Here is an 18042-nt window from a genome sequence, read left to right as displayed (position 1 = left end):
AACGAAAGGCCCCGCCGATGGCGGGGCCTTTCGTGAACGGGCTGATCAGTTCGGTGAGACAGCCGGCGCGATCGTCGGCTGGGTGGACGAGGGACGACGTCCGGTGCTCGGGTAGATCGTGATCGTCGCACCCTTGGCCACCTTCTCGCCGCTCGCAGGTGTCGAGCCCATGATCAGACCCTCGAACAGCCGGGCGTCCTGGGCCGGCCCCTGCTTCACCTTGAAGCCGGCCGACTCCAGCATGGACGTCGCGTTGTCGGGCGTCTGTCCCTTGACATTGGGGACGCGCACCTTGTTACCGTCCAGGAACTCCGACGACGGAGCGGCGAACTTCCTCTCCGGTTTGCCCCGGAGCGCGTCGTCCATGATCGTCTTCCAGATGGGCGCGGCGATCGTCGAACCGTAGAGGTAGCCGTCGTAGTACTTGCCGCCGAGCCGGACGTCCTTCAGCGTCTTCTCGTTGTCGGCGTGGCCGACCCACACGGCCGTCGCCAGTTCCGGGGTGTAGCCGGCGAACCAGCTCTGGGTGGCGCCTTCCACGGTGCCGGTCTTGCCGGCTGCCGGACGATCCCCTGCGAGACGAGACGCGTAGGCGGTACCACCCGGCTTCATCACGTTCTCGAAGACTTTCGTCACGGTACGTGCGACGTCCTTGGAGAGCAGTTGCTTGCAGCCGGCCTGGGCCAGCTTCAACTGCTTGCCGTTCGCGTCGGCGATCGACTTGACCGGACGCGGGGTGCAGTAGACGCCGTCCGCGGCCACGGTTGCGTAGGCGTTCGCGAGGTCCAGAGCCGTCACCGGCTCCGAGCCGAGGATGATGCCGGAGGGCGACTTGCCGATCTCAGTGCCGTCACCGTTGCGCACTCCCATCTTGGTCATCGTCGCGTGCACGTCGCAGGCGCCGAGTTCGGAGACGAGCTGGGCGAACGCGGTGTTGATCGAACCGGCGGTCGCCTCGATGATCGGCATCGGTCCACCGGATTCGTGACCTTCGGAGTTGTGGACGTCCCAGTTCTCACCGGGAGCTAGTCCGCATTCACCCGGGAACTGCTTGTTGGTGAACCGGACGAAGTTTCCGTTCTTGTCCTTGCCGCTGAACTTCGGAACGTTGATGTCGCCCTCGATGTCACGACCCTGCTGGACCGCGCTCACGATCGCGAAGAACTTCGCGGTGGAGCCGATCGTGAAGCCCTGGCCACCGCCCATGTTCAGCGGGACGGTGTAGTTGATCGCGCTCTTCCCGGCGGTGGTGTTGTTGCTGTACGCGGTGTTCTGACCGGTCGCGAGGACCAGCCCGGTGCCCGGCTGGATCGTCAGCGCTGCGGCCTGCACGTTCTCGGAGTTCGCGACCGGCACCTTCGACTTGATGTCCTTGTCCATCTTGGCCGCCAGCTTGGGGTCGAACGAGGTCTGGATCGTCAGGCCGCCACCCTTGAGCGCGGCCTCGCGCTCCTTGCGGGTCTTGCCGAGCGACGACTCGTTGAGCAGCCAGTTGTAGACGTAGTAACAGAAGTACGGGTACTTCGAGCTGGCGCACGAACTGCTGATGTTGGTGACCTTGAGGTCGGACTTCAGATCGTGGCTGGTCGCGTCCGTGTATTGCTTGTAGGAGATCATCTGCTGGGCATACATCTTGCCGAGCACCTGGTTGCGGCGCTTGGTGGCCGCCTCCGGGTTGTTGATCGGGTCGGTGACGCCGGGCGCGTTCACCACGCCGGCCAGCGTGGCGGCCTGCGGCAGAGTGAGCTGCGAGGCGGAGCGGCCGTAGTAGTGGCGGGCCGCGGCCTCGACGCCGTACTGCTGGTCGCCGAAGTACACGAGGTTGAGGTATCCGTCCAGGATCTGCTGCTTGGTGTACTTCTGCTCCAGAGACACCGCGTACTTCAGTTCCTGCAGCTTTCGCACGTACCCCTGCATGCCCGATCGGGCGACGGACGCCGCTGCGGCGTCCTTGTTGCCGGAGGCCAGCGCCTTGTTCTGCAGGGCGACCTTCACGTACTGCTGGGTGAGGGTCGAGGCACCCTGGGTGCCGGCGCTCAGGATGTTGGTGCTGATCGCGCGCAGCAGACCCTTGGGGTCGACACCGCCGTGCTCGAAAAAGCGCTCGTCCTCGATCGCCACCTGCGCCTGCTGCATCACCGGTGCGATCTTGTTCAGCGGCACCACGATTCGGTTCTCGTTGAACGGTGTGCCGATCACGGTGCCGTCGGAGGCGAGGATGCGGGATTGCTGGGCCAACGGGTTCATCTGGAAGTCGGCCGGCATCTGGTTGAACATCTTGATGCCGTTGTTGGTCGCCTGGCCCGCGACACCCACCGCGGGGATGACGAGACCGGCCGTCAGCAGGCCCATCGTCATGGCGACCGCGACGAAGCCGCCGAGCATAGACATGACGCTGGCGATCCGGGAGGTTTGGCGCATGGAAGGAAGGGTAACCCGCCGACCTGGGTAAGCCCGGAATCCGCGTTTCGCGTGAACATCGGCCAGGGGACGTGCGCCAGGGTTGCGGCGAAGGATAACAAAAAGAAGGTAAAGATTGGGTCTTCCCACAACGTGACGCCGCTTGTATTATCGCGATTAGTAGGACAGATGACCTGGATACCCGGGTCCTCCAACGAAGACGTGGTCTCCGCATGCAGTTCGCGGTGACACGGGGGCGCGTTGGCGGGGCGGAATGTCCAGCAGTGCCCGAGGAGGCAGCTGTGACCGTTGTTGCACCCGACACCGTGATGTGGGACGAGAACTGGGCCGGACGTGCGTCCTGCCGAGCCGGTAGTCCCGACGACCTTTTCGCCAAGGGGGCTGCTCAGCAGAGCGCCAAGGTGATCTGCCAGCGCTGCCCGGTCGTGGCCGAGTGCCTGGCCGATGCGCTCGACAACCGCACCGAGTACGGCGTCTGGGGTGGCATGACCGAACGCGAGCGCCGTGCGCTGCTTCGTCGTCGCCCTGAGGTGAAGTCCTGGGCTCAGTTGTTCCGTGCTGCGCGTGCCGACGGCTTGGGCTGACTCAGCCGGCGAGTTCCTCGCCGATCTCGCGTAGTTCCGCGATGTCGTTGACGTCGTGACCTGCTGCGGCCACCTGGCCGACCGGCACCTGCGGGTGCAGTAATCGGAATCGGTCGATCGCCTCGGCGTGCCGCACGCCGAGTTCGGTGACATCAGCGTGCAGCCGAAGCAGTGCGGCGGTGTCCGTCGGTCGCCATCCGCTTGACCGGTCCGGTACCTCGTCCATCGCGTCCGCTGCGCTAAGTGCTCGCGCTGCATTGACCGACGGCACGTACGTCATTTGCACCCGGTTGACCACCAGCCCGGCCAACGGCATGCCGTCCTCCTCCAGACGGTCGACGAAGTACGCGGCCTCTCGCAGTGCGTCCCGTTCCGGGGTCGCGACGACGACGAAGGCTGTTGCCGGATCTTTCAGCAGCGCGTACGTATGGTCGGCACGCTCGCGGAACCCACCGAACATCGTCTCCAGTGCGGCGATGAATGTCTGTGCGTCCGAAAGTAATTGGGCACCGAGGATCTTCGACATCACGGTCGTCACCGACGAGACGCCGACACTCATCAGCTTCAGATAGGCCCGGCCACCTGCTCGGGCCGGCGCCGTCATCAAGCGGATGAAGCGACCGTCCAGGAAGGTGCCCAAGCGCTCGGGGGCGTCCAGGAAGTCCAGCGCCGAACGCGACGGGGGAGTGTCGACGACGACGAGGTCCCATCGCAGCTCTCCGTCGGCAGCCGTCTCGCTCATGAGCTGACCGAGTCGCTCCATCGCCATGTACTCCTGGGTGCCGGCGAAGGAACTGGAAACGGCTTGGTAGAAGGGGTTGTCGAGAATCTGCTGAACCTTCTCCGGTGCGGCGTGCCGGATCACCACCTCATCGAAGGTGCGCTTCATGTCGAGCATCATCGCGTCGAGCGATCCGCCCGCCGAGGCATCGATGGTCGTGACCGGCTCGGGTTCGTTGTCGAGGTGCTCGAGACCGATCGCCTGCGCCAATCGCTTCGCGGGGTCGATCGTCAGTACCGCGACGCGGCGTCCCTGTTCGGCGGCACGGATCGCGATCGCGGCGGACGTCGTGGTCTTGCCCACACCGCCGGAGCCGCAGCAAACGATGGTACGGATCGCCTCGTCGTGCAACAGGTCGTCGATCGAGAACTCGCTGCTCATCGCACACCTTCCATCAGTGCGGCGGACAGGTGGCGCAGGCCGCCGGCATCGACGCCGCCGGGGACGAACGGCAGGTGCACGATCGGACGATCGAGCGCGCGCAGGTCGGCGAGTTCCTCGGCCTGCAGGTCGAGTCGGTCACCGAGGTCGCGTCCGGCTTGGACGAGTCCGTTGACCAGAGTCGGGCCGACGCGCAATCCGCTTGCGGCCAGGTCTGATTCGAGGTCTGCGAGGTCGGCGTCGTCGGACTGCAGATGCGCCAGCGCGCGCTTGCTGAGCACGTCCGCGCGCTCCTGATTGACCACGACATTTCCGATCGAGAGTCCTAAGCCCCGCAGTTCGCCGGCGGCGTCGAGCGTCTCCTGCACCGGCATCTCCTCCAGCAACGTGACCAGATGGACGAGCGTGTCCGGGCCGGTCAGCAACTGCATGATCGATTCGGCCTGCGACTTGATCGGTCCGACCTTCGCCAGCCCGGCGACCTCCTGGTTGACGTTGAGGAAGCGTCCGATGCGTCCGGTGGGTGGTGCGTCGAGCACGATCGCGTCGTAGATCTGGTCGTGGCGGACACCGCGCCGGGAGGTGCGTCGGCGGGCGGCTTCGTAGACCTTGCCGATGAGCAGGACGTCGCGCACGCCCGGTGCGATCGTGGTCGCGAAGTCGATCACGCCGAACCGTTCCAGCATCCCGCCGGCCATGCCGAGCTTGTAGAACATCTGCAGGTACTCCAGCAGCGCCGCCTTCGCATCGACCGAGATGCCCCAGACGCTGCCGCCGTCCGCGCCGCGCGCCACTCGCGTCTCGACCTCTCCCAACGGCGGGATGTCGAGCAGTTGACTGATGCCCTGCCGGCTCTCGACTTCGGCGAGCAGGACCTGTTTGCCGCGGTCGGCCAGTGCAAGGGCGAGCGCGCCGGCGACGGTTGTCTTGCCGGTGCCGCCCTTGCCGGTCACGATGTGCACACGCGCGCCGTCCCAGGTCATGGAGTCACCCTAGCTGCGGGCGAACAGCGTCCGGATCGAATCGATCGTGACGTCGAACGCATCGGTTCCGGGCGTGATGAGCGGCCAGTGATCGGCGCCGGGAATCTCCACCAGTCGGGCTCCGGTGCGCTGCGCGTAGTGGCGCGAGATCTCGATCGGGACGTCGAGATCCGCGTCCCCGTGGACCGCCACGACCGGCTGCCGAGGCGGGAGCCGGATGGGGTCGGCGTTCGATGGTGGCGCACCGTCGAACAACGCTCGCACTGCGCCGGCGCCGAGCCCGTCGTGGTCTGCCGAGCGCAGGTCGAGACAGCCGGCCAGGCTGACCGCACCGACGAGTCCGGCACCTTCGGGTTGGTGCAACGACCAGACCGCGAGCTGTCCGCCGGCGGAGTGTCCGACGATCACCGCCGGTACGCCGCCCAGGTGTGCCAATGCCGCACGGATGTCGGCCGAAATGACCGGCCACCGCCCGCTCTCGGGACGTCGGTATTCGACGAGTGAGACCTCGAAACCGTTGTCGCTCAAGGCGGCCGCCATCGGACGAAGGTGCTCGCGGTCGTACGCGGGTTTCCAGAATCCACCGTGCACCAGCACGACCAGGCCCGGGCCCGATCCGTCGTAGCGGTCGATCACCTGGTCCGCGGCCGGGCCGTACGGGAGGGTGCGATCCGGCCCCCGGGCCGGCTCGTCGGGCAGGCGGTCCACGGGGTACTCCTCGGTAGGCAAGGCCCGATGTGAAGGGTGTCTCACCGGTGCTAGCGTCGCAATGGTTTGCGCGTTCTAGGGAGAGTCAAGCATGGCCAACGTCCTCCGCCCACTGAGCGGATCGGGCACACCGCACGTCGTCGTCGTCGGAGCCGGGATGGTCGGTCTGTCGACCGCCTGGTACTTGCAGGAGCACGGCGTGCAGGTCACTGTCATCGAGCGGTCGGGTGTTGCGGCGGGTAGTTCGTGGGGCAACGCGGGGTGGATCTCGCCGGGTCTGTGCGTGCCGCTCTCGGACCCGTCGGTGCTCAAGTACGGGCTGAAGGCCGTGCTCGACCCGGACTCTCCGCTGTTCATCCCGCTGAAGCCTGACGTCCGGCTCGCGTCCTTCCTGCTCGGGTTCGCCCGCCGCTGCACCCCGGGTCAGTGGAGGAAGACGATGGACCTCTTCGTGCCGGTGAACCGTCTGGCCATCGGTGCGTACGACGAACTCGAGAGCAACGGTGTCGCGGCGAGGTCCCACGAGGCGCCGATCATGGCAGCGTTCCGCAGGGCCGAGGACGCGAAGGGCCTCGAGCACGAGATCGAACTCATCCACGAAGCAGGCCTCGACCTCGAGGCCACCGAGGTCGACAACGCCACCCTGCGGGCTGAACTGCCGATCATCAGCCCCGACGTGGAGAAGGCGATCCGACTCGGCGGACAGCGTTACATCAACCCCGGCGAGTACGTCGACGCGCTGGCGCAGGCCGTGCAGGAGCGTGGCGGACGACTGGTCATCGGTGCGAACGCTCGCGCCCTGCGTCACGGCCCCGGCGGAGTGACCGTCGAGATGATGAGCGGCGAGCCGGTGTCCGGTGACGCCGTCGTGATCGCCACCGGTGCCTGGCTGCCCGAGCTCGCCAAGACATGTGGCGTCCGTGTGCCGGTGCGGGCCGGCCGCGGCTACAGCTTCTCCGTCTCGGTCACCGACGAGAACGCGCGTCCGGTGCCGTGCCCGGTCTACTTCCCGCACGAGCGGGTGGCGTGCACGCCGCTTGGCGATCGGCTGCGGGTCGGCGGGACGATGGAGTTCGCCGGCACCGAGGACCCGCTGAGCGCCGACCGCGTGGCCGCCATTCGCCGCAGCGGCGAACCGTTGCTCACCGGAGTGAACTGGGACGACCAGCAGGACGTCTGGGTCGGCGGCCGTCCGGTGACCGTCGACGGTCTGCCCCTGATCGGCGAGACCAAGGTGCCGGGTGTCTACGTCAACGGCGGCCACGGCATGTGGGGCATCACCCTCGGCCCGCTGTCCGGCAGGCTGCTCGCCGAGCAGATGGTCACCGGTCAGGTGCCCTGCGAACTCACGCCCTTCTCACCGACGCGATAATCGAACCGACCAGCTTCTCTCTTCAGACAGGAATCGCCATGACCAAGTGGGAGTACGCCACCGTCCCGTTGATCGTCCACGCCACCAAGCAGATCCTCGACCAATGGGGTGAGGACGGCTGGGAGCTGGTGCAGGTCCTCACCGGTGACAACGGCAACCTCGTCGCCTACCTCAAGCGCCAGAAGGGCTGATCCCAGATGTCCGAAGTCGAGAACCGGCTGTCCGAACTCGGGCTGACCGTCCCCGCAGTCGCCGCCCCCGTCGCCGCATACGTGCCGGCGATCCGTGACGGCAACATCGTGATGACCTCCGGCCAGTTGCCGATGGTCGACGGCAAGCTCGCCGCAACCGGCAAGGTCGGTGCCGAAGTCTCGCCCGAGGACGCCGCCCAGCTGGCTCAGACCTGCGCACTGAACGCGATCGCTGCGGTGAAGAGCATCGTCGACGACCTCGACAGCGTGCGCGTGGTCAAGGTCGTTGGCTTCGTGGCCAGCGACCCCTCGTTCACCGGTCAGCCGGCCGTGATCAACGGTGCCAGCGAACTGTTCGCCAAGGCGTTCGGTGAGAACGGCGCGCACGCCCGCTCGGCCGTCGGCGTCGCAGTGCTGCCGCTCGACGCGCCCGTCGAGGTCGAAGTCACGGTGTCGGTGCGCGACTGATGAACGACCAGCCGCGGGTGATCGAACGCCTGTGGCAGCCTGCCCCGAAACTCGGCGGGCTCGCGTCGGACTGGGTCCACGCGGGTTCGCCGGGCGGGGTGCAAGCCCGGCGGGCCGCCACCGTCATGCTGCTGCGTGACGAGCCCGGTGGGGTCGAGGTCTTCATGATGCGCCGGGTCGCCACGATGGCATTCGCGCCGTCGATGTGGGTCTTCCCCGGCGGAGGCGTCGACGACCGCGACGCGCATGTGTTGCCGGCGTGGGCCGGGCCCTCGCCGCAGGAGTGGAGCGAGCGTCTCGGCGAACCCGTCGACGTCGCGACCTCCCTGGTCGTCGCGGCCGCTCGGGAGGTCTTCGAGGAGTCCGGAGTGCTGCTCGCCGCACGCGGCGACGACGCGATCGTGTCGCCGGACGAGCACCCCGAGCGGGACGCCGACCGCGCAGCGCTTCTTGCCAGGGAGGTGTCGTTCGCGCAGCTGCTGCAACAGCGCGGCATGACCCTGCGGACAGATCTGCTGCAGGCGCAGGATCACTGGGTGACGCCGGAGTTCGAGCCCAAGCGGTACGACACCTGGTTCTTCGCCGCGCTCATGCCCGACGGGCAGGACGCCGACGACCAGACCACCGAGTCCGACATCAGCCGGTGGGTGCGCCCCGCCGATCTGTTGGCCGATCTGGAGTCCGGCGATGCCGTGATGTTGCCACCGACCGAGTTGCAGCTGGAACGCATCCGACGGGCCCCGGACGCGCAGGCGATGGTGCGCCTTCGTCCGCCGCTGATGACCGTCATGCCGGTTGCCGAGATGGGACCCGAAGGAGTTCGGCTCCGCACCCGGTATTACGGGTGATCCGACGGTTACCGTTCATTCATGACCGAAGTTGTTTGGACCGGCGGCGCCGTCAGCGACCGCTCCGCAGTGATCCTGTGCCCCAACCCGGGACCGATGACGTTGGAGGGCACCAACACCTGGGTGCTGCACTCGACCTCGACCGACGAGGTGATCGTCGTCGACCCAGGCCCGCTCGACGAGGAGCACCTCACCGCGGTCGAGAACTACGTCGAGCAGATCGGCGCCCGCGTTGCGCTGACATTGGTGACCCACGGTCACTTCGACCACGACGAGGGCGTGCCCCTATGGGTGGAGCGCACCGGTTCACCCGTGCGTGGCGCCGGCCGCGGCGAGTCCTTCGAGGACGGCGACCGGATCTCGTCGGGCGACATCGACCTTCGCGTACTGGTGACGCCCGGCCACACCAAGGACTCCGTGTCCTTCGCCTGGGACGAGGAGCGTCTGCTGCTCACCGGCGACACCGTGCTGGGACGCGGCACCTCGATCGTGGCGCACCCCGACGGGAACCTGACCAGCTACCTGGCCTCGCTCGAAGCGCTTTACGCGGCGGCGTCCGAGGGTGGTTCGTTGCTCGCCCCCGGCCACGGGCCGGCCACGACCGATGCGGCAGCGGTCATCGACTTCTACCGCAAGCACCGCGCCGAGCGTCTCGAGCAGGTGCGCGCTGCGCTCAAGGACTCCGACCCGGACACCGAGGACCTCGCCCAGGCGATCGTCGAACTGGTGTACGCCGATGTGTCCAAGGACGTCTGGCCGGCGGCCAAGGCGACCGTGCAGGCGCAGTTGGAGTACCTCGAACTCCAGCGTTGAACCTAGCGGCTGCGGCGCTGCAGCCGCTCGACGTCCAGCAGCGTCACCGCGCGAGCCTCGAGCTTGACCCAACCGCGCGCGGAGAAATCGGCGAGGGCCTTGTTGACCGTCTCACGGGAAGCGCCGACCAGCTGGGCGAGCTCCTCCTGGGTGAGGTCGTGCGCGACCAGCACGCCTTCGTCCACCGGCTTGCCGAAACGCAGGGAGAGGTCCAGCAAGGCCTTGGCGACGCGTCCGGGGACGTCGGTGAACACGAGGTCGCCGAGGGCCTCGTTGGTGCGGCGCAACCGGCGGGCCAGCGCGGTGAGCATGGTCATCGCCACTTCGGGGCGGCTGCTCAGGAAGTCGCTCATCGCCTGGTGGCCGATGCCGACGAGTTCGGTGTCGGCGACGGCGGTCGCGGTGGCGGTGCGGGCGCCCGGGTCGAACAGCGACAGCTCACCGAGCATCTCGCCGCGGCCGAGGATGGCCAGCAGGTTCTCGCGTCCGTCGGGGGAGCGTCGGCCCAGCTTCACCTTGCCGTCGGTGATCACGTAGAGCGAGTCGCCCTGATCGCCCTCGTGGAACAGTTCCTGCCCGCGGGGCACCTTGGTGCGGGTCATCGACTCCAGCAGCGCCTCGGCCGCCTGGTCGTCCAACGCTGCGAAGAGAGGTGCTTTGCGCACGGATTGGGTGTCCACGAGGGTCAGTCTGCCACGGCAGTGGTGTATTTCACGTCCGCCTCGGCCGGGTGGCTGATGATCCCGCACTCCCGCGGGGAGCCGGGTGTCGCCATCGGTCTCTAGGGTGAGTCACGTGAAGCCGATCGACATCGAGAACGAGACACCGGTGGCTCGCACCCGGCGCGCTCGCAAGACCTACCGGGTGCTCGCCGACTTCTACCCGTACGCGCACTGTGAACTCGACTTCGAGACGCCGCTGCAACTGCTCGTGGCGACGATCCTGTCGGCCCAGACGACGGACGTCGGGGTCAACAAGGTGACGCCGGTGCTGTTCGAGCGCTACCCCGACGCGAAAGCGCTCGCGGAGGCCGATCGCACCGAACTGGAGGAGCTGTTGCGTCCCACCGGGTTCTTCCGGGCCAAGGCGAACTCGGTGCAGACACTCGGCCAGGTGCTGGTCGAACGATTCGGGGGCGAGGTGCCGAACAAGCTCGCCCACCTCGTCACCCTGCCCGGTGTGGGCCGCAAGACCGCGAACGTCGTGCTGGGCAATGCTTTCGACGTCCCGGGCATCACGGTCGACACCCACTTCGGCCGGGTCGCCCGACGGCTCGGCTGGACCGACGAGACCGACCCGGTGAAGGTCGAGCACGCGATCGGTGAGCTGTTCCCGCGCAAGGAGTGGACGATGCTCAGCCACGTGCTGATCTTCCACGGCCGACGCATCTGTCACGCCAAGCGTCCGGCGTGCGGTGCGTGCCCGGTCGCGCGGTGGTGCCCGTCCTACGGCGAGGGCGAGATCGACGAGGACAAGGCGCGCAAGCTGTTGAAGTTCGAACTGGCGCCCGGGCGTGAGGACGACCTCGCACGCCTGCGCGCGGAGTACTCCTCGTGACCGCTCCCGTCCCGGCCTGGCTGCCGAGGTTGATGGAGCGGGCGGGCGCCGACGACTCGTTCTTCAACTCCTTCGGCCTGCCCGAGGGGCGGCGCTCGGCGGTGCTGATCCTCTTCGCCCCGCACCCCGACGCAGGCGAGGACGTGCTGCTCACCCAGCGCTCGGAGGTGATGCGCAAGCATCCCGGCCAGGTGTCGTTCCCCGGCGGCGGCATCGACCCGACGGACGCCGACGCGACAGCGGCCGCGCTGCGCGAGGCCCACGAGGAGGTCGACCTCGATGCGTCCGAGGTCACCGTGCTGGGCGAGTTGGCACCCGTACCGCTCACCGTCACCGGCTACCACGTCACCCCGGTGATCGGGTGGTGGCACGACCCGGGCGAGATCCACGCCAAGAGCCGGCAAGAGGTCGACCGCGTGGTGCGTGTCGCCCTGTCGGACCTCACCGATCCGGCCAACCGGTTCAGTGCCGTCCACCCGGCCCGCACCTTCAAGGCTCCGGCATTCGAGGTCGACGGCCTCTACGTCTGGGGTTTCACCGCGATCCTGCTCGACGCCGTCCTCAAGCTCGCCGGCCTGGAGCAGCCCTGGGATGTCGAGGACGAACGTCCGGTGCCTGCACGCTTCCTGCTCCGTTGATGCTCTGACACAAACACGAAGTCTGCGGTCCCTCGCGGGTCCGGGGACTTCGTGTCTTGAGTCAGGAAGCCTTCGGCGGCTTCAGCGCGGCAATCGTCTTCTCCGCGTTGTCGATCGTCTTGACCGGCTTGCCCTGCATCTTGCTCAGCGCGCTCTTGCCCATCAGGGCGAGGATCAGCGTGATCAGCAGCAGCACGCCACCGACGATCAGGAAGGCCGCCCAACGCGGAAGGCCCGCAGCGAACAGGCCCCATGCGCCGGCAGTGAGCAGGAAGCCGAGCGTGAAGAGACCGAAGATCCCTGCGCCGACGAGCAGGCCTGCACCCTTGCCGCCCTTGCTGACGTCTGACTTGATCTCCATCTTGGCAAGGGCGATCTCACCCTTGACGATCGACTGAAGATCCTGCGACGCATCAGCGACCAGCTGACCGAGTGTGCGCTCCTGGGCCATTCGAATTCCCTCCGAGACTTGCCGGGGACGGTTAACTACGCCGTTTTCCGGCGTGACATCGCACCTACCCTAGCGTTCACTTCGCGCCCGTGGTCCCTGCGCGTCCACCGTCCTGAGCACGCTGGTAGACGTCCGGGATGCCATCGAGGTCGTCGTCGCGCGACTCCTGCTCGTGGATGCGCTTGTAGACCTTGTCGCGGCGACGCAACACGATCGTTGCCAGCAATGCCGCGGTGAGCGAGCCGAGAAGCACCCCGATCTTCACGTGCTCGTCGGCCTCGCTGCCGGGGCCGAACGCGAGCTCGCCGATCAGCAGCGACACCGTGAAGCCGATACCGGCCAGCAATGAGAGACCGAACACATCGGACCAGGCGAGGTCGTCGTCGAGGTCGGCGCGGGTGAACCTGGCGAGCACGTACGTCGAACCGAAGATGCCGATCACCTTGCCGACGACGAGGCCGACCATGATCCCGATGGTGATGGGGTCGGTCAGCGCGGCCAGGATGTCGCCGCCGACGAAGCTGACACCGGCTGCGAAGAACGCGAACACCGGCACGCAGAAGCCGGCCGACAGGGGACGGACGCGGTGCTCGATACGCTCGCCGAGGCTGTGACCGTCTGCGCCCCTGGCGGCCGGAACGATCAGGCCGAGCAGGACGCCGGCGATCGTCGCGTGGATACCGGAGTTCAGGACCAGCACCCACGTCGCAACGCCCAGCGGGATCAACAGCCACCACGGGTGACTGCGGGTGCGCGCCACCCAACCGAACAACGCCAGCGGGACGATCGCGAGCGCGAGCATGACCAGGTTCAGATCCGAGGTGAAGAACAACGCGATGATCGTGATGGCGATCAGATCGTCCACGACGGCGAGAGTCAACAGGAACGAGCGCAGCGCGGACGGCAGATGACTGCCGATGACCGCGAGCACGGCCAGCGCGAAGGCGATGTCGGTGGCCGTCGGGATCGCCCACCCCTTTGTGTTGCCGTCGAGCACGAGCTGGGCGACGACATAGAGAAGGGCCGGCACGGCCACACCACAGGCGGCGGCGACAATCGGCACAGTCGCCTTCGCGGGGTCGCGCAGGTCACCGTGCACGAACTCGTGCTTGAGCTCCAGCCCCACCACGAAGAAGAAGACGGCGAGCAGGCCGTCGGCGGCCCAGTGCGCGAGCGAGAGCTCGATACCGAGCGCAGGAATGTCGAGGTGGGTCTTCGACAACGAGGTGTAGGCGTCGCGCCACGGCGAGTTGGTCCAGATCAGCGCGAGCACGGTCGCGATCAGCAGCAGCGCACCGCCGACGGTTTCGAGCCGGAGCAGCGCGGCGATGCGCTGCGCTTCGGGCCATTCGCCGCGAGAGAACAATTTCGGACGGGTGGGAGTGGTCATCGAGCCTCTTGTCGATCGGGGTCGGTCAGGACGTTGCCGACCAGACTTCCCGGCTCACCATGAGCTTCGAGTTTACCGGGGCCTACCGTTGTCGCGTGTCCGACGTCCATGCTGCAGTCGCCCAACTCGCTCGTCTTCCGCAAGTGCCGCAGGCGGTGGATGCGGCCCGCGAGGCCTGCACCGCCCTGCGCTGGCACCCGGCGCTGCGCCGGCGCATCCCGGAGGCGTCGGCCGAGTCGCGTGTGCGTGGAGCGACGGCGAGCGCGGCACTGGACGGCGCACAGATGTCGGTGACGCTCGTGCGCGATGTCTTCCGTGGGGCGCGCCGGCTGCCGGAGCACCCGGACCCTGTCGAGCGGACGATCGGTGCGGCCCTGCGTGCCACCGCGGAAGCCGAACATGTGCGAGCGATGGTCACCTCCGCGCCCCGGCAGGCGTTGGCCCGGCTGCACGTGGCCGCGATGGCGGATCTACTTCCGCCGGACCAGGTCGGACGGCCGCGCACCGGTTCGGAGGACAGCCGAGAGATGCTCGAACTGGGCCCGGCGCCGTCCGCGTCCGACGCGGGGGAGCGACTGACCCAGTTGTGCGAATTGCTCCAGGGCTCAGCGCACTTGCCGACCGTCGTCGTCGCGGCGATCGTCCATGCGGAGCTTGTGGCGGCACGCCCGTTCGTCCATGGCAATGCACTGGTTGCTCGCGCGTTCGAACGCGCCTTGGTGTGGGGCAGCGGGCTCGACCCCACCGGAGTCGCGGTACCGGAACAAGCGCACCACTCGATGGAGACCGACTACCACGGCGGGCTGGCGGCGTACGCATCCGGTGACCCGCAGGGCGTGCGGTTGTGGATCCTGCACGAAGCGACGGCTCTCACCCGGGCGGCGGGAGCCGGGCACGATGTGTGCGACGCAGTGCTCGCCGGAAGACTCACATCGCCTCCCTCTGCATCTCTTGATTCCCGGCCGACGCAGGAGTAGACCTGTTCTCAGGCGAAAGCCTGAAGACCACCGCAACTGAACAGGGCACCCACGCGAAGGCAGTTCACTAGTGAACCGCTCGTTCGACCCCTTGTGGGTCGGCGACAATCGGGAAATGCACGCTTGGTAACCCTGCAGAGGTGCGGTCGATGAAGCCCTGCTCCGATCTTTCGGAGCAGGGCTTCAACCCGGCGCGGCGCGTCCGGTCACCTTTCACCCGTTGTGGGGAAGGTAAGAACTTGGTATGGAGATGGTCAGGACGCTTGTCCCTGCCCACCTCGGCTCGCATGATTGACCTGTCGGCGCTCCCAAAACATGGTCGTAGCGCGGTGTTCGTCCCCATCCCCCTGGGCGAGGAGCATCGGGAAGGCCCCGTCGTCCCCCCGGCGGGGCTTTCCCCTGTTCACCTCTCAGGTTTGTCCACAGCCCGACCAGCGGTCGTCGGTTGTTCACAGCCGGTGATCCGCCCCTCGCCGCGCAGCAGTCCCGCAGGGTCGGATGCGGTGCATGAACGGTTTTGCGCGTGCTCTGCATCTGGTCGGTGGCGAGTTTGCCGCACCCTTGCGCGCGGCCACGGTCCGTGTCGCCGCGGAGCAGGGCCTGTCCCCGGTGCTCATCGATCTGTCTGCCTGGTCAGGTGGCAGCGATGTGTTGCTCGGTCTCGAACACGCGCCGGGGGTGCGCTGGCACGACCTCGACGGTGCCGATGGTGAGTTCGACGCCGACGGCCTGTTCGACAGACTGCCGGTCGGGCCGCTCGGCGAACGGGTGCTGGCGCATGACCGGCATGCAGCCTCACCGGTGTCGGACGGCATCGTCCGAGCAGCGGTGCACGCGCTGCGGTTGAGCGCGTCGTTGCTGATCATCGACGTCGTCAGTCCGGTCGCGTCCGCCGACATCCACCGCACCGGCGACGGCCTGTGGGTCATCGCCGGCGACGAAGTGCGCTCGACCGCGGCCGGAGTCGCTGCGGCGCAATGGTTCTCACGACACGGCTTCGTCCATGGCACGCTGCTGCTGGGCGACGGTGTCGGTGGCAGCGAGGACTTCGACACGATCGACGGAGCGGTACGGGTCGGACGCACCGACCGGCGTGACCTCGAGCGGGGAGTGCTCTGCGGACGACGTAGGTCATCGTTGCGCGCACCGGCCGAGCGGATGATCGCCGACCTGGTCGGTTCGGAGAACGCGGCATGAGCATCGTCGGCCGGACGATGTGGGAGCACATCCGTTCAGGCGAGGTGCCGACGAAGGATCGCATCACTGCGGTCGCCGGTGCGGAGGCGGCCGTCCTCGGTGAGCGCAGCGCCGGAGAGCTCGGACAGCGGTGGACCGCCGAGGTGCTCGGTGGCGGCCCCTTGCAGCCGTTGCTCGACGAGCCCGACGTCACCGACGTCTTGGTGAACGGACCGGGCCAGGTGTGGATCGATCGCGGCGACGGCCTGCAGCCGGTCGACCTCAACCTGGGCGACGAGGACGCGGTACGCCGCCTGGCGGTGCGGCTCGCGGCCATCGCCGGTCGCCGACTCGACGACGCGAGCCCCTGGGTCGACGGCCAGCTGCCGAGCGGTGTTCGCCTGCACGCGATGCTGCCGCCTCTGGTCTCCGATGGCCCGCACCTCTCCCTGCGGATTCCGCGTCGCACCGGAATCGGACTGTCCCAGTTGTGTGCTCGCGGACTGACCGACGCGCTCGGGGAGCGACTGCTGACTGCCTTGGTCGAACAGAAGGTGGCGTTCGTCGTGACGGGCGGCACCGGCAGCGGGAAGACCACGCTCCTGTCGTCGATGCTCGCGCTGGTGCCGGCGGCCGAGCGGCTGTTGGTCGTCGAGGACGTTCGGGAAATGATCGTCGAGCACCCGCATGTCGTGCGACTGGAATCGCGGCCGCCGAACGTCGAGGGTGCCGGCGAGGTCACGCTGGCGGCGCTGGTCCGGCAGGCGCTGCGGATGCGCCCCGACCGAGTGGTCGTGGGTGAGGTGCGGGGTGCCGAGGTGCGGGAACTGATGAGCGCTCTGAACACCGGTCACGAGGGCGGCTGCGGCACGCTGCACGCGAACTCGCCAGTCGATGTCATCTCCCGGTTCGAAGCACTCGGTGCCCTGGGCGGTATGGCCCCGTCGGCCGTGCGTTCGCAGCTGGCGAGTTCGGTGCGTGTGGTCGTGCATGTGCAACGGACGCCGGCCGGTCGGCGTCTGGCCCAGGTGGGTGTCATCGGCGTCGACGAAGGCGAGCTTCGCGTCCGTCCGGCACTGCGGTGGGAGGCCGGGCAGGCCGTCCCGATGGAGGGTCTGTCTGCCCTCGAATCTGTGCTCGGACGGGCGGTCCGGTGATGGTGCTGGCGACCGTATTGGCCTTCGCGGCAACGCTGCTGTGGTTCACCCCGGTTCGAGTCACACTTCCCCGTTCACGGCGGCTGAGGCCCGAAAGACCGGCAAGCACCACGCTGGACGTGTGGTCGGTGCTGGTGGAGTCGATCGCGACCGGGGTCCGTTCGGGCGCTGCGCCGACCTTGGCCTGCGCGGCGGCGTGCTCCGCAGTGGGCCAGTCGATGACCGAACCACTGCCGCAGATCGGTCGCCTGCACGCGGCGGCGGTGTCGGGTGGGGATCTCGCAGCGGCGTGGCGCGACGCGGCGGACAGCCTTGATGATCCGGGTCTGTGGGCGGTTGCGTCCGCGTGGGCACTGTCCGATTCCACCGGTGCTCCCTTGGCGGACGCCCTCGCGGTGGCCTCCCGGTTACGCCGCTCGGAGACCGAGCGTGCCGCGCGTGCCAAGTCTGCCCTCGCGGCTCCGGTGACGTCCGTCAATCTGCTCACCGGCCTCCCGATCTGCGGAGCCGGGCTCGGCGGCCTGCTCGGCGTCGATGTCTGGTCGGTGTACGCCTCTCCGCTGGCCGTCGTCACCGTCGTGCCCGGCGTTGTGCTGATCGTCGCCGGACGCTGGTGGTGCAGAAGATTGGTCGCCCGCGCCGGCCGCACGAGGCGACTGACATGAGCGAATCCACGGTCTTGGACGCCGCTGCGGCGATCGATCTCGTCGCGATCGCGCTCGGTGGCGGCCTCCCCTTGGCCGATGCGCTCGGTGCGGTCGCGCAGGTGAGCAGGGATCGCATCGAGCACGATCTGCGCCTGGTCGAAGCAGCCCTGCGGTGGGGCGTCGAGCCGTCCGTCGCCTGGCGCGAGGCGGGCGAGGTGTGGGCCGCGGTCGGAGTTGCCTTCGCCCTCGCCGGCGACCTCGGTCTGCCGCCACGCGGCCTGCTGCACGACGCCGCCGAATCGATCCGCCTGAACGAAGCCGCCCGCTCCGAGGCGGCGGTGGGACGGCTGAGCGTGCTGCTCGTCCTGCCGCTCGGACTGCTGTTCCTGCCTGCCTTCGCGCTACTGGCCGTGGTGCCGGTCGTGATCAGCCTCGCCCGATCGACGCTCGACGGCATCGGGTGAGACACAGACCACCGGAGGACATCCGGTCGGAATCA

Annotated in this window: 20 protein-coding genes; 13 read left to right on the top strand and 7 right to left on the bottom strand. The window is 67.9% G+C overall.

Features of this window, described 5'->3' with window-relative positions; all coding sequences use genetic code 11:
* Positions 1-45: 45 nt before the first annotated feature.
* Complete coding sequence (locus MF407_RS12790) at positions 46-2421, bottom strand: transglycosylase domain-containing protein (protein WP_239702507.1); 2376 nt, start codon at positions 2419-2421, stop codon at positions 46-48.
* Between the two features lie 305 nt (positions 2422-2726).
* Between MF407_RS12790 and MF407_RS12785 the strand changes: the two genes are divergently transcribed.
* Positions 2727-3005 carry a WhiB family transcriptional regulator gene (locus MF407_RS12785; protein WP_342771365.1) on the top strand — a complete coding sequence of 93 codons (279 nt, stop codon included), beginning with the start codon at positions 2727-2729 and terminating at the stop codon, positions 3003-3005.
* 1 nt (position 3006) lies between these two features.
* On the opposite strand, the gene MF407_RS12780 is transcribed toward MF407_RS12785, so the two are convergent.
* Genes MF407_RS12780 through MF407_RS12770 form a run of 3 tightly spaced genes read right to left on the bottom strand, consistent with a single transcriptional unit; the run spans position 3007 to position 5858 of the window.
* Complete coding sequence (locus MF407_RS12780) at positions 3007-4167, bottom strand: ArsA family ATPase (RefSeq protein ID WP_141927507.1); 1161 nt, start codon at positions 4165-4167, stop codon at positions 3007-3009.
* On the bottom strand, positions 4164-5150 hold the full coding sequence (locus tag MF407_RS12775; RefSeq protein ID WP_141927508.1) for an ArsA-related P-loop ATPase: 987 nt from the start codon (positions 5148-5150) through the stop codon (positions 4164-4166). Before MF407_RS12775 ends, MF407_RS12780 begins: the two co-directional genes overlap by 4 nt.
* 9 nt (positions 5151-5159) lie before the next feature.
* On the bottom strand, positions 5160-5858 hold the full coding sequence (locus tag MF407_RS12770; protein ID WP_141927509.1) for an alpha/beta hydrolase: 699 nt from the start codon (positions 5856-5858) through the stop codon (positions 5160-5162).
* A 91-nt stretch (positions 5859-5949) separates the two neighbouring features.
* Between MF407_RS12770 and MF407_RS12765 the strand changes: the two genes are divergently transcribed.
* Genes MF407_RS12765 through MF407_RS12745 form a run of 5 tightly spaced genes read left to right on the top strand, consistent with a single transcriptional unit; the run spans position 5950 to position 9550 of the window.
* A complete protein-coding gene (locus MF407_RS12765; RefSeq protein WP_239702505.1) occupies positions 5950-7230 on the top strand; it encodes an FAD-dependent oxidoreductase in 1281 nt (426 codons plus the stop codon).
* A gap of 38 nt (positions 7231-7268) precedes the next feature.
* The gene (locus tag MF407_RS12760; protein WP_129624190.1) at positions 7269-7421 is read left to right on the top strand and encodes a DUF4177 domain-containing protein; all 153 of its coding nucleotides are present in this window, start codon (positions 7269-7271) and stop codon (positions 7419-7421) included.
* 6 nt (positions 7422-7427) lie between these two features.
* The gene (locus MF407_RS12755) at positions 7428-7889 is read left to right on the top strand and encodes a RidA family protein (protein WP_141927511.1); all 462 of its coding nucleotides are present in this window, start codon (positions 7428-7430) and stop codon (positions 7887-7889) included.
* Positions 7889-8737: an NUDIX domain-containing protein gene (locus MF407_RS12750; RefSeq protein ID WP_141927512.1), complete on the top strand. Its 849-nt coding sequence runs from the start codon at positions 7889-7891 to the stop codon at positions 8735-8737. The genes MF407_RS12755 and MF407_RS12750 overlap by 1 nt, the downstream gene beginning before the upstream one ends.
* Positions 8738-8758: 21 nt before the next feature.
* Positions 8759-9550, top strand: a complete 792-nt coding sequence (locus MF407_RS12745; protein ID WP_239702504.1) for an MBL fold metallo-hydrolase — start codon at positions 8759-8761, stop codon at positions 9548-9550.
* A gap of 2 nt (positions 9551-9552) precedes the next feature.
* On the opposite strand, the gene MF407_RS12740 is transcribed toward MF407_RS12745, so the two are convergent.
* Positions 9553-10230, bottom strand: coding sequence for a Crp/Fnr family transcriptional regulator (locus MF407_RS12740; RefSeq protein ID WP_205744631.1), 678 nt, complete (start codon positions 10228-10230; stop codon positions 9553-9555).
* Positions 10231-10345: 115 nt separating this feature from the next.
* On the opposite strand from MF407_RS12740, the gene nth reads away from it, so the two are divergent.
* Complete coding sequence (gene nth / locus MF407_RS12735) at positions 10346-11107, top strand: endonuclease III (RefSeq protein ID WP_129624186.1); 762 nt, start codon at positions 10346-10348, stop codon at positions 11105-11107.
* Positions 11104-11745: a CoA pyrophosphatase gene (locus tag MF407_RS12730; protein WP_239702503.1), complete on the top strand. Its 642-nt coding sequence runs from the start codon at positions 11104-11106 to the stop codon at positions 11743-11745. Before nth ends, MF407_RS12730 begins: the two co-directional genes overlap by 4 nt.
* 61 nt (positions 11746-11806) lie before the next feature.
* Here MF407_RS12730 and MF407_RS12725 read toward each other — a convergent pair whose 3' ends face one another.
* Complete coding sequence (locus tag MF407_RS12725) at positions 11807-12196, bottom strand: phage holin family protein (protein WP_129624185.1); 390 nt, start codon at positions 12194-12196, stop codon at positions 11807-11809.
* A 76-nt stretch (positions 12197-12272) separates the two neighbouring features.
* Positions 12273-13586 carry a Na+/H+ antiporter NhaA gene (gene nhaA / locus MF407_RS12720; RefSeq protein ID WP_129624184.1) on the bottom strand — a complete coding sequence of 438 codons (1314 nt, stop codon included), beginning with the start codon at positions 13584-13586 and terminating at the stop codon, positions 12273-12275.
* A 95-nt stretch (positions 13587-13681) separates the two neighbouring features.
* On the opposite strand from nhaA, the gene MF407_RS15930 reads away from it, so the two are divergent.
* The 5 genes from MF407_RS15930 to MF407_RS12695 all read left to right on the top strand — a co-directional run bounded on the left by MF407_RS15930 (position 13682) and on the right by MF407_RS12695 (position 18007).
* On the top strand, positions 13682-14563 hold the full coding sequence (locus MF407_RS15930; RefSeq protein WP_239702502.1) for a Fic family protein: 882 nt from the start codon (positions 13682-13684) through the stop codon (positions 14561-14563).
* Between the two features lie 507 nt (positions 14564-15070).
* Positions 15071-15760 carry a hypothetical protein gene (locus MF407_RS12710; protein ID WP_239702501.1) on the top strand — a complete coding sequence of 230 codons (690 nt, stop codon included), beginning with the start codon at positions 15071-15073 and terminating at the stop codon, positions 15758-15760.
* The gene (locus MF407_RS12705; protein WP_239702500.1) at positions 15757-16896 is read left to right on the top strand and encodes a TadA family conjugal transfer-associated ATPase; all 1140 of its coding nucleotides are present in this window, start codon (positions 15757-15759) and stop codon (positions 16894-16896) included. The genes MF407_RS12710 and MF407_RS12705 overlap by 4 nt, the downstream gene beginning before the upstream one ends.
* The gene (locus tag MF407_RS12700; RefSeq protein WP_239702499.1) at positions 16896-17561 is read left to right on the top strand and encodes a hypothetical protein; all 666 of its coding nucleotides are present in this window, start codon (positions 16896-16898) and stop codon (positions 17559-17561) included. The genes MF407_RS12705 and MF407_RS12700 overlap by 1 nt, the downstream gene beginning before the upstream one ends.
* Positions 17558-18007, top strand: a complete 450-nt coding sequence (locus MF407_RS12695) for a type II secretion system F family protein (protein WP_141927513.1) — start codon at positions 17558-17560, stop codon at positions 18005-18007. The genes MF407_RS12700 and MF407_RS12695 overlap by 4 nt, the downstream gene beginning before the upstream one ends.
* Positions 18008-18042 lie beyond the last annotated feature (35 nt).

Origin of the sequence: Yimella sp. NH-Cas1, assembly GCF_022359705.1 — a bacterium.
Taxonomy (GTDB): domain Bacteria; phylum Actinomycetota; class Actinomycetes; order Actinomycetales; family Dermatophilaceae; genus Yimella; species Yimella lutea.
This window is presented reverse-complemented; position numbering and strand designations above follow the sequence as displayed.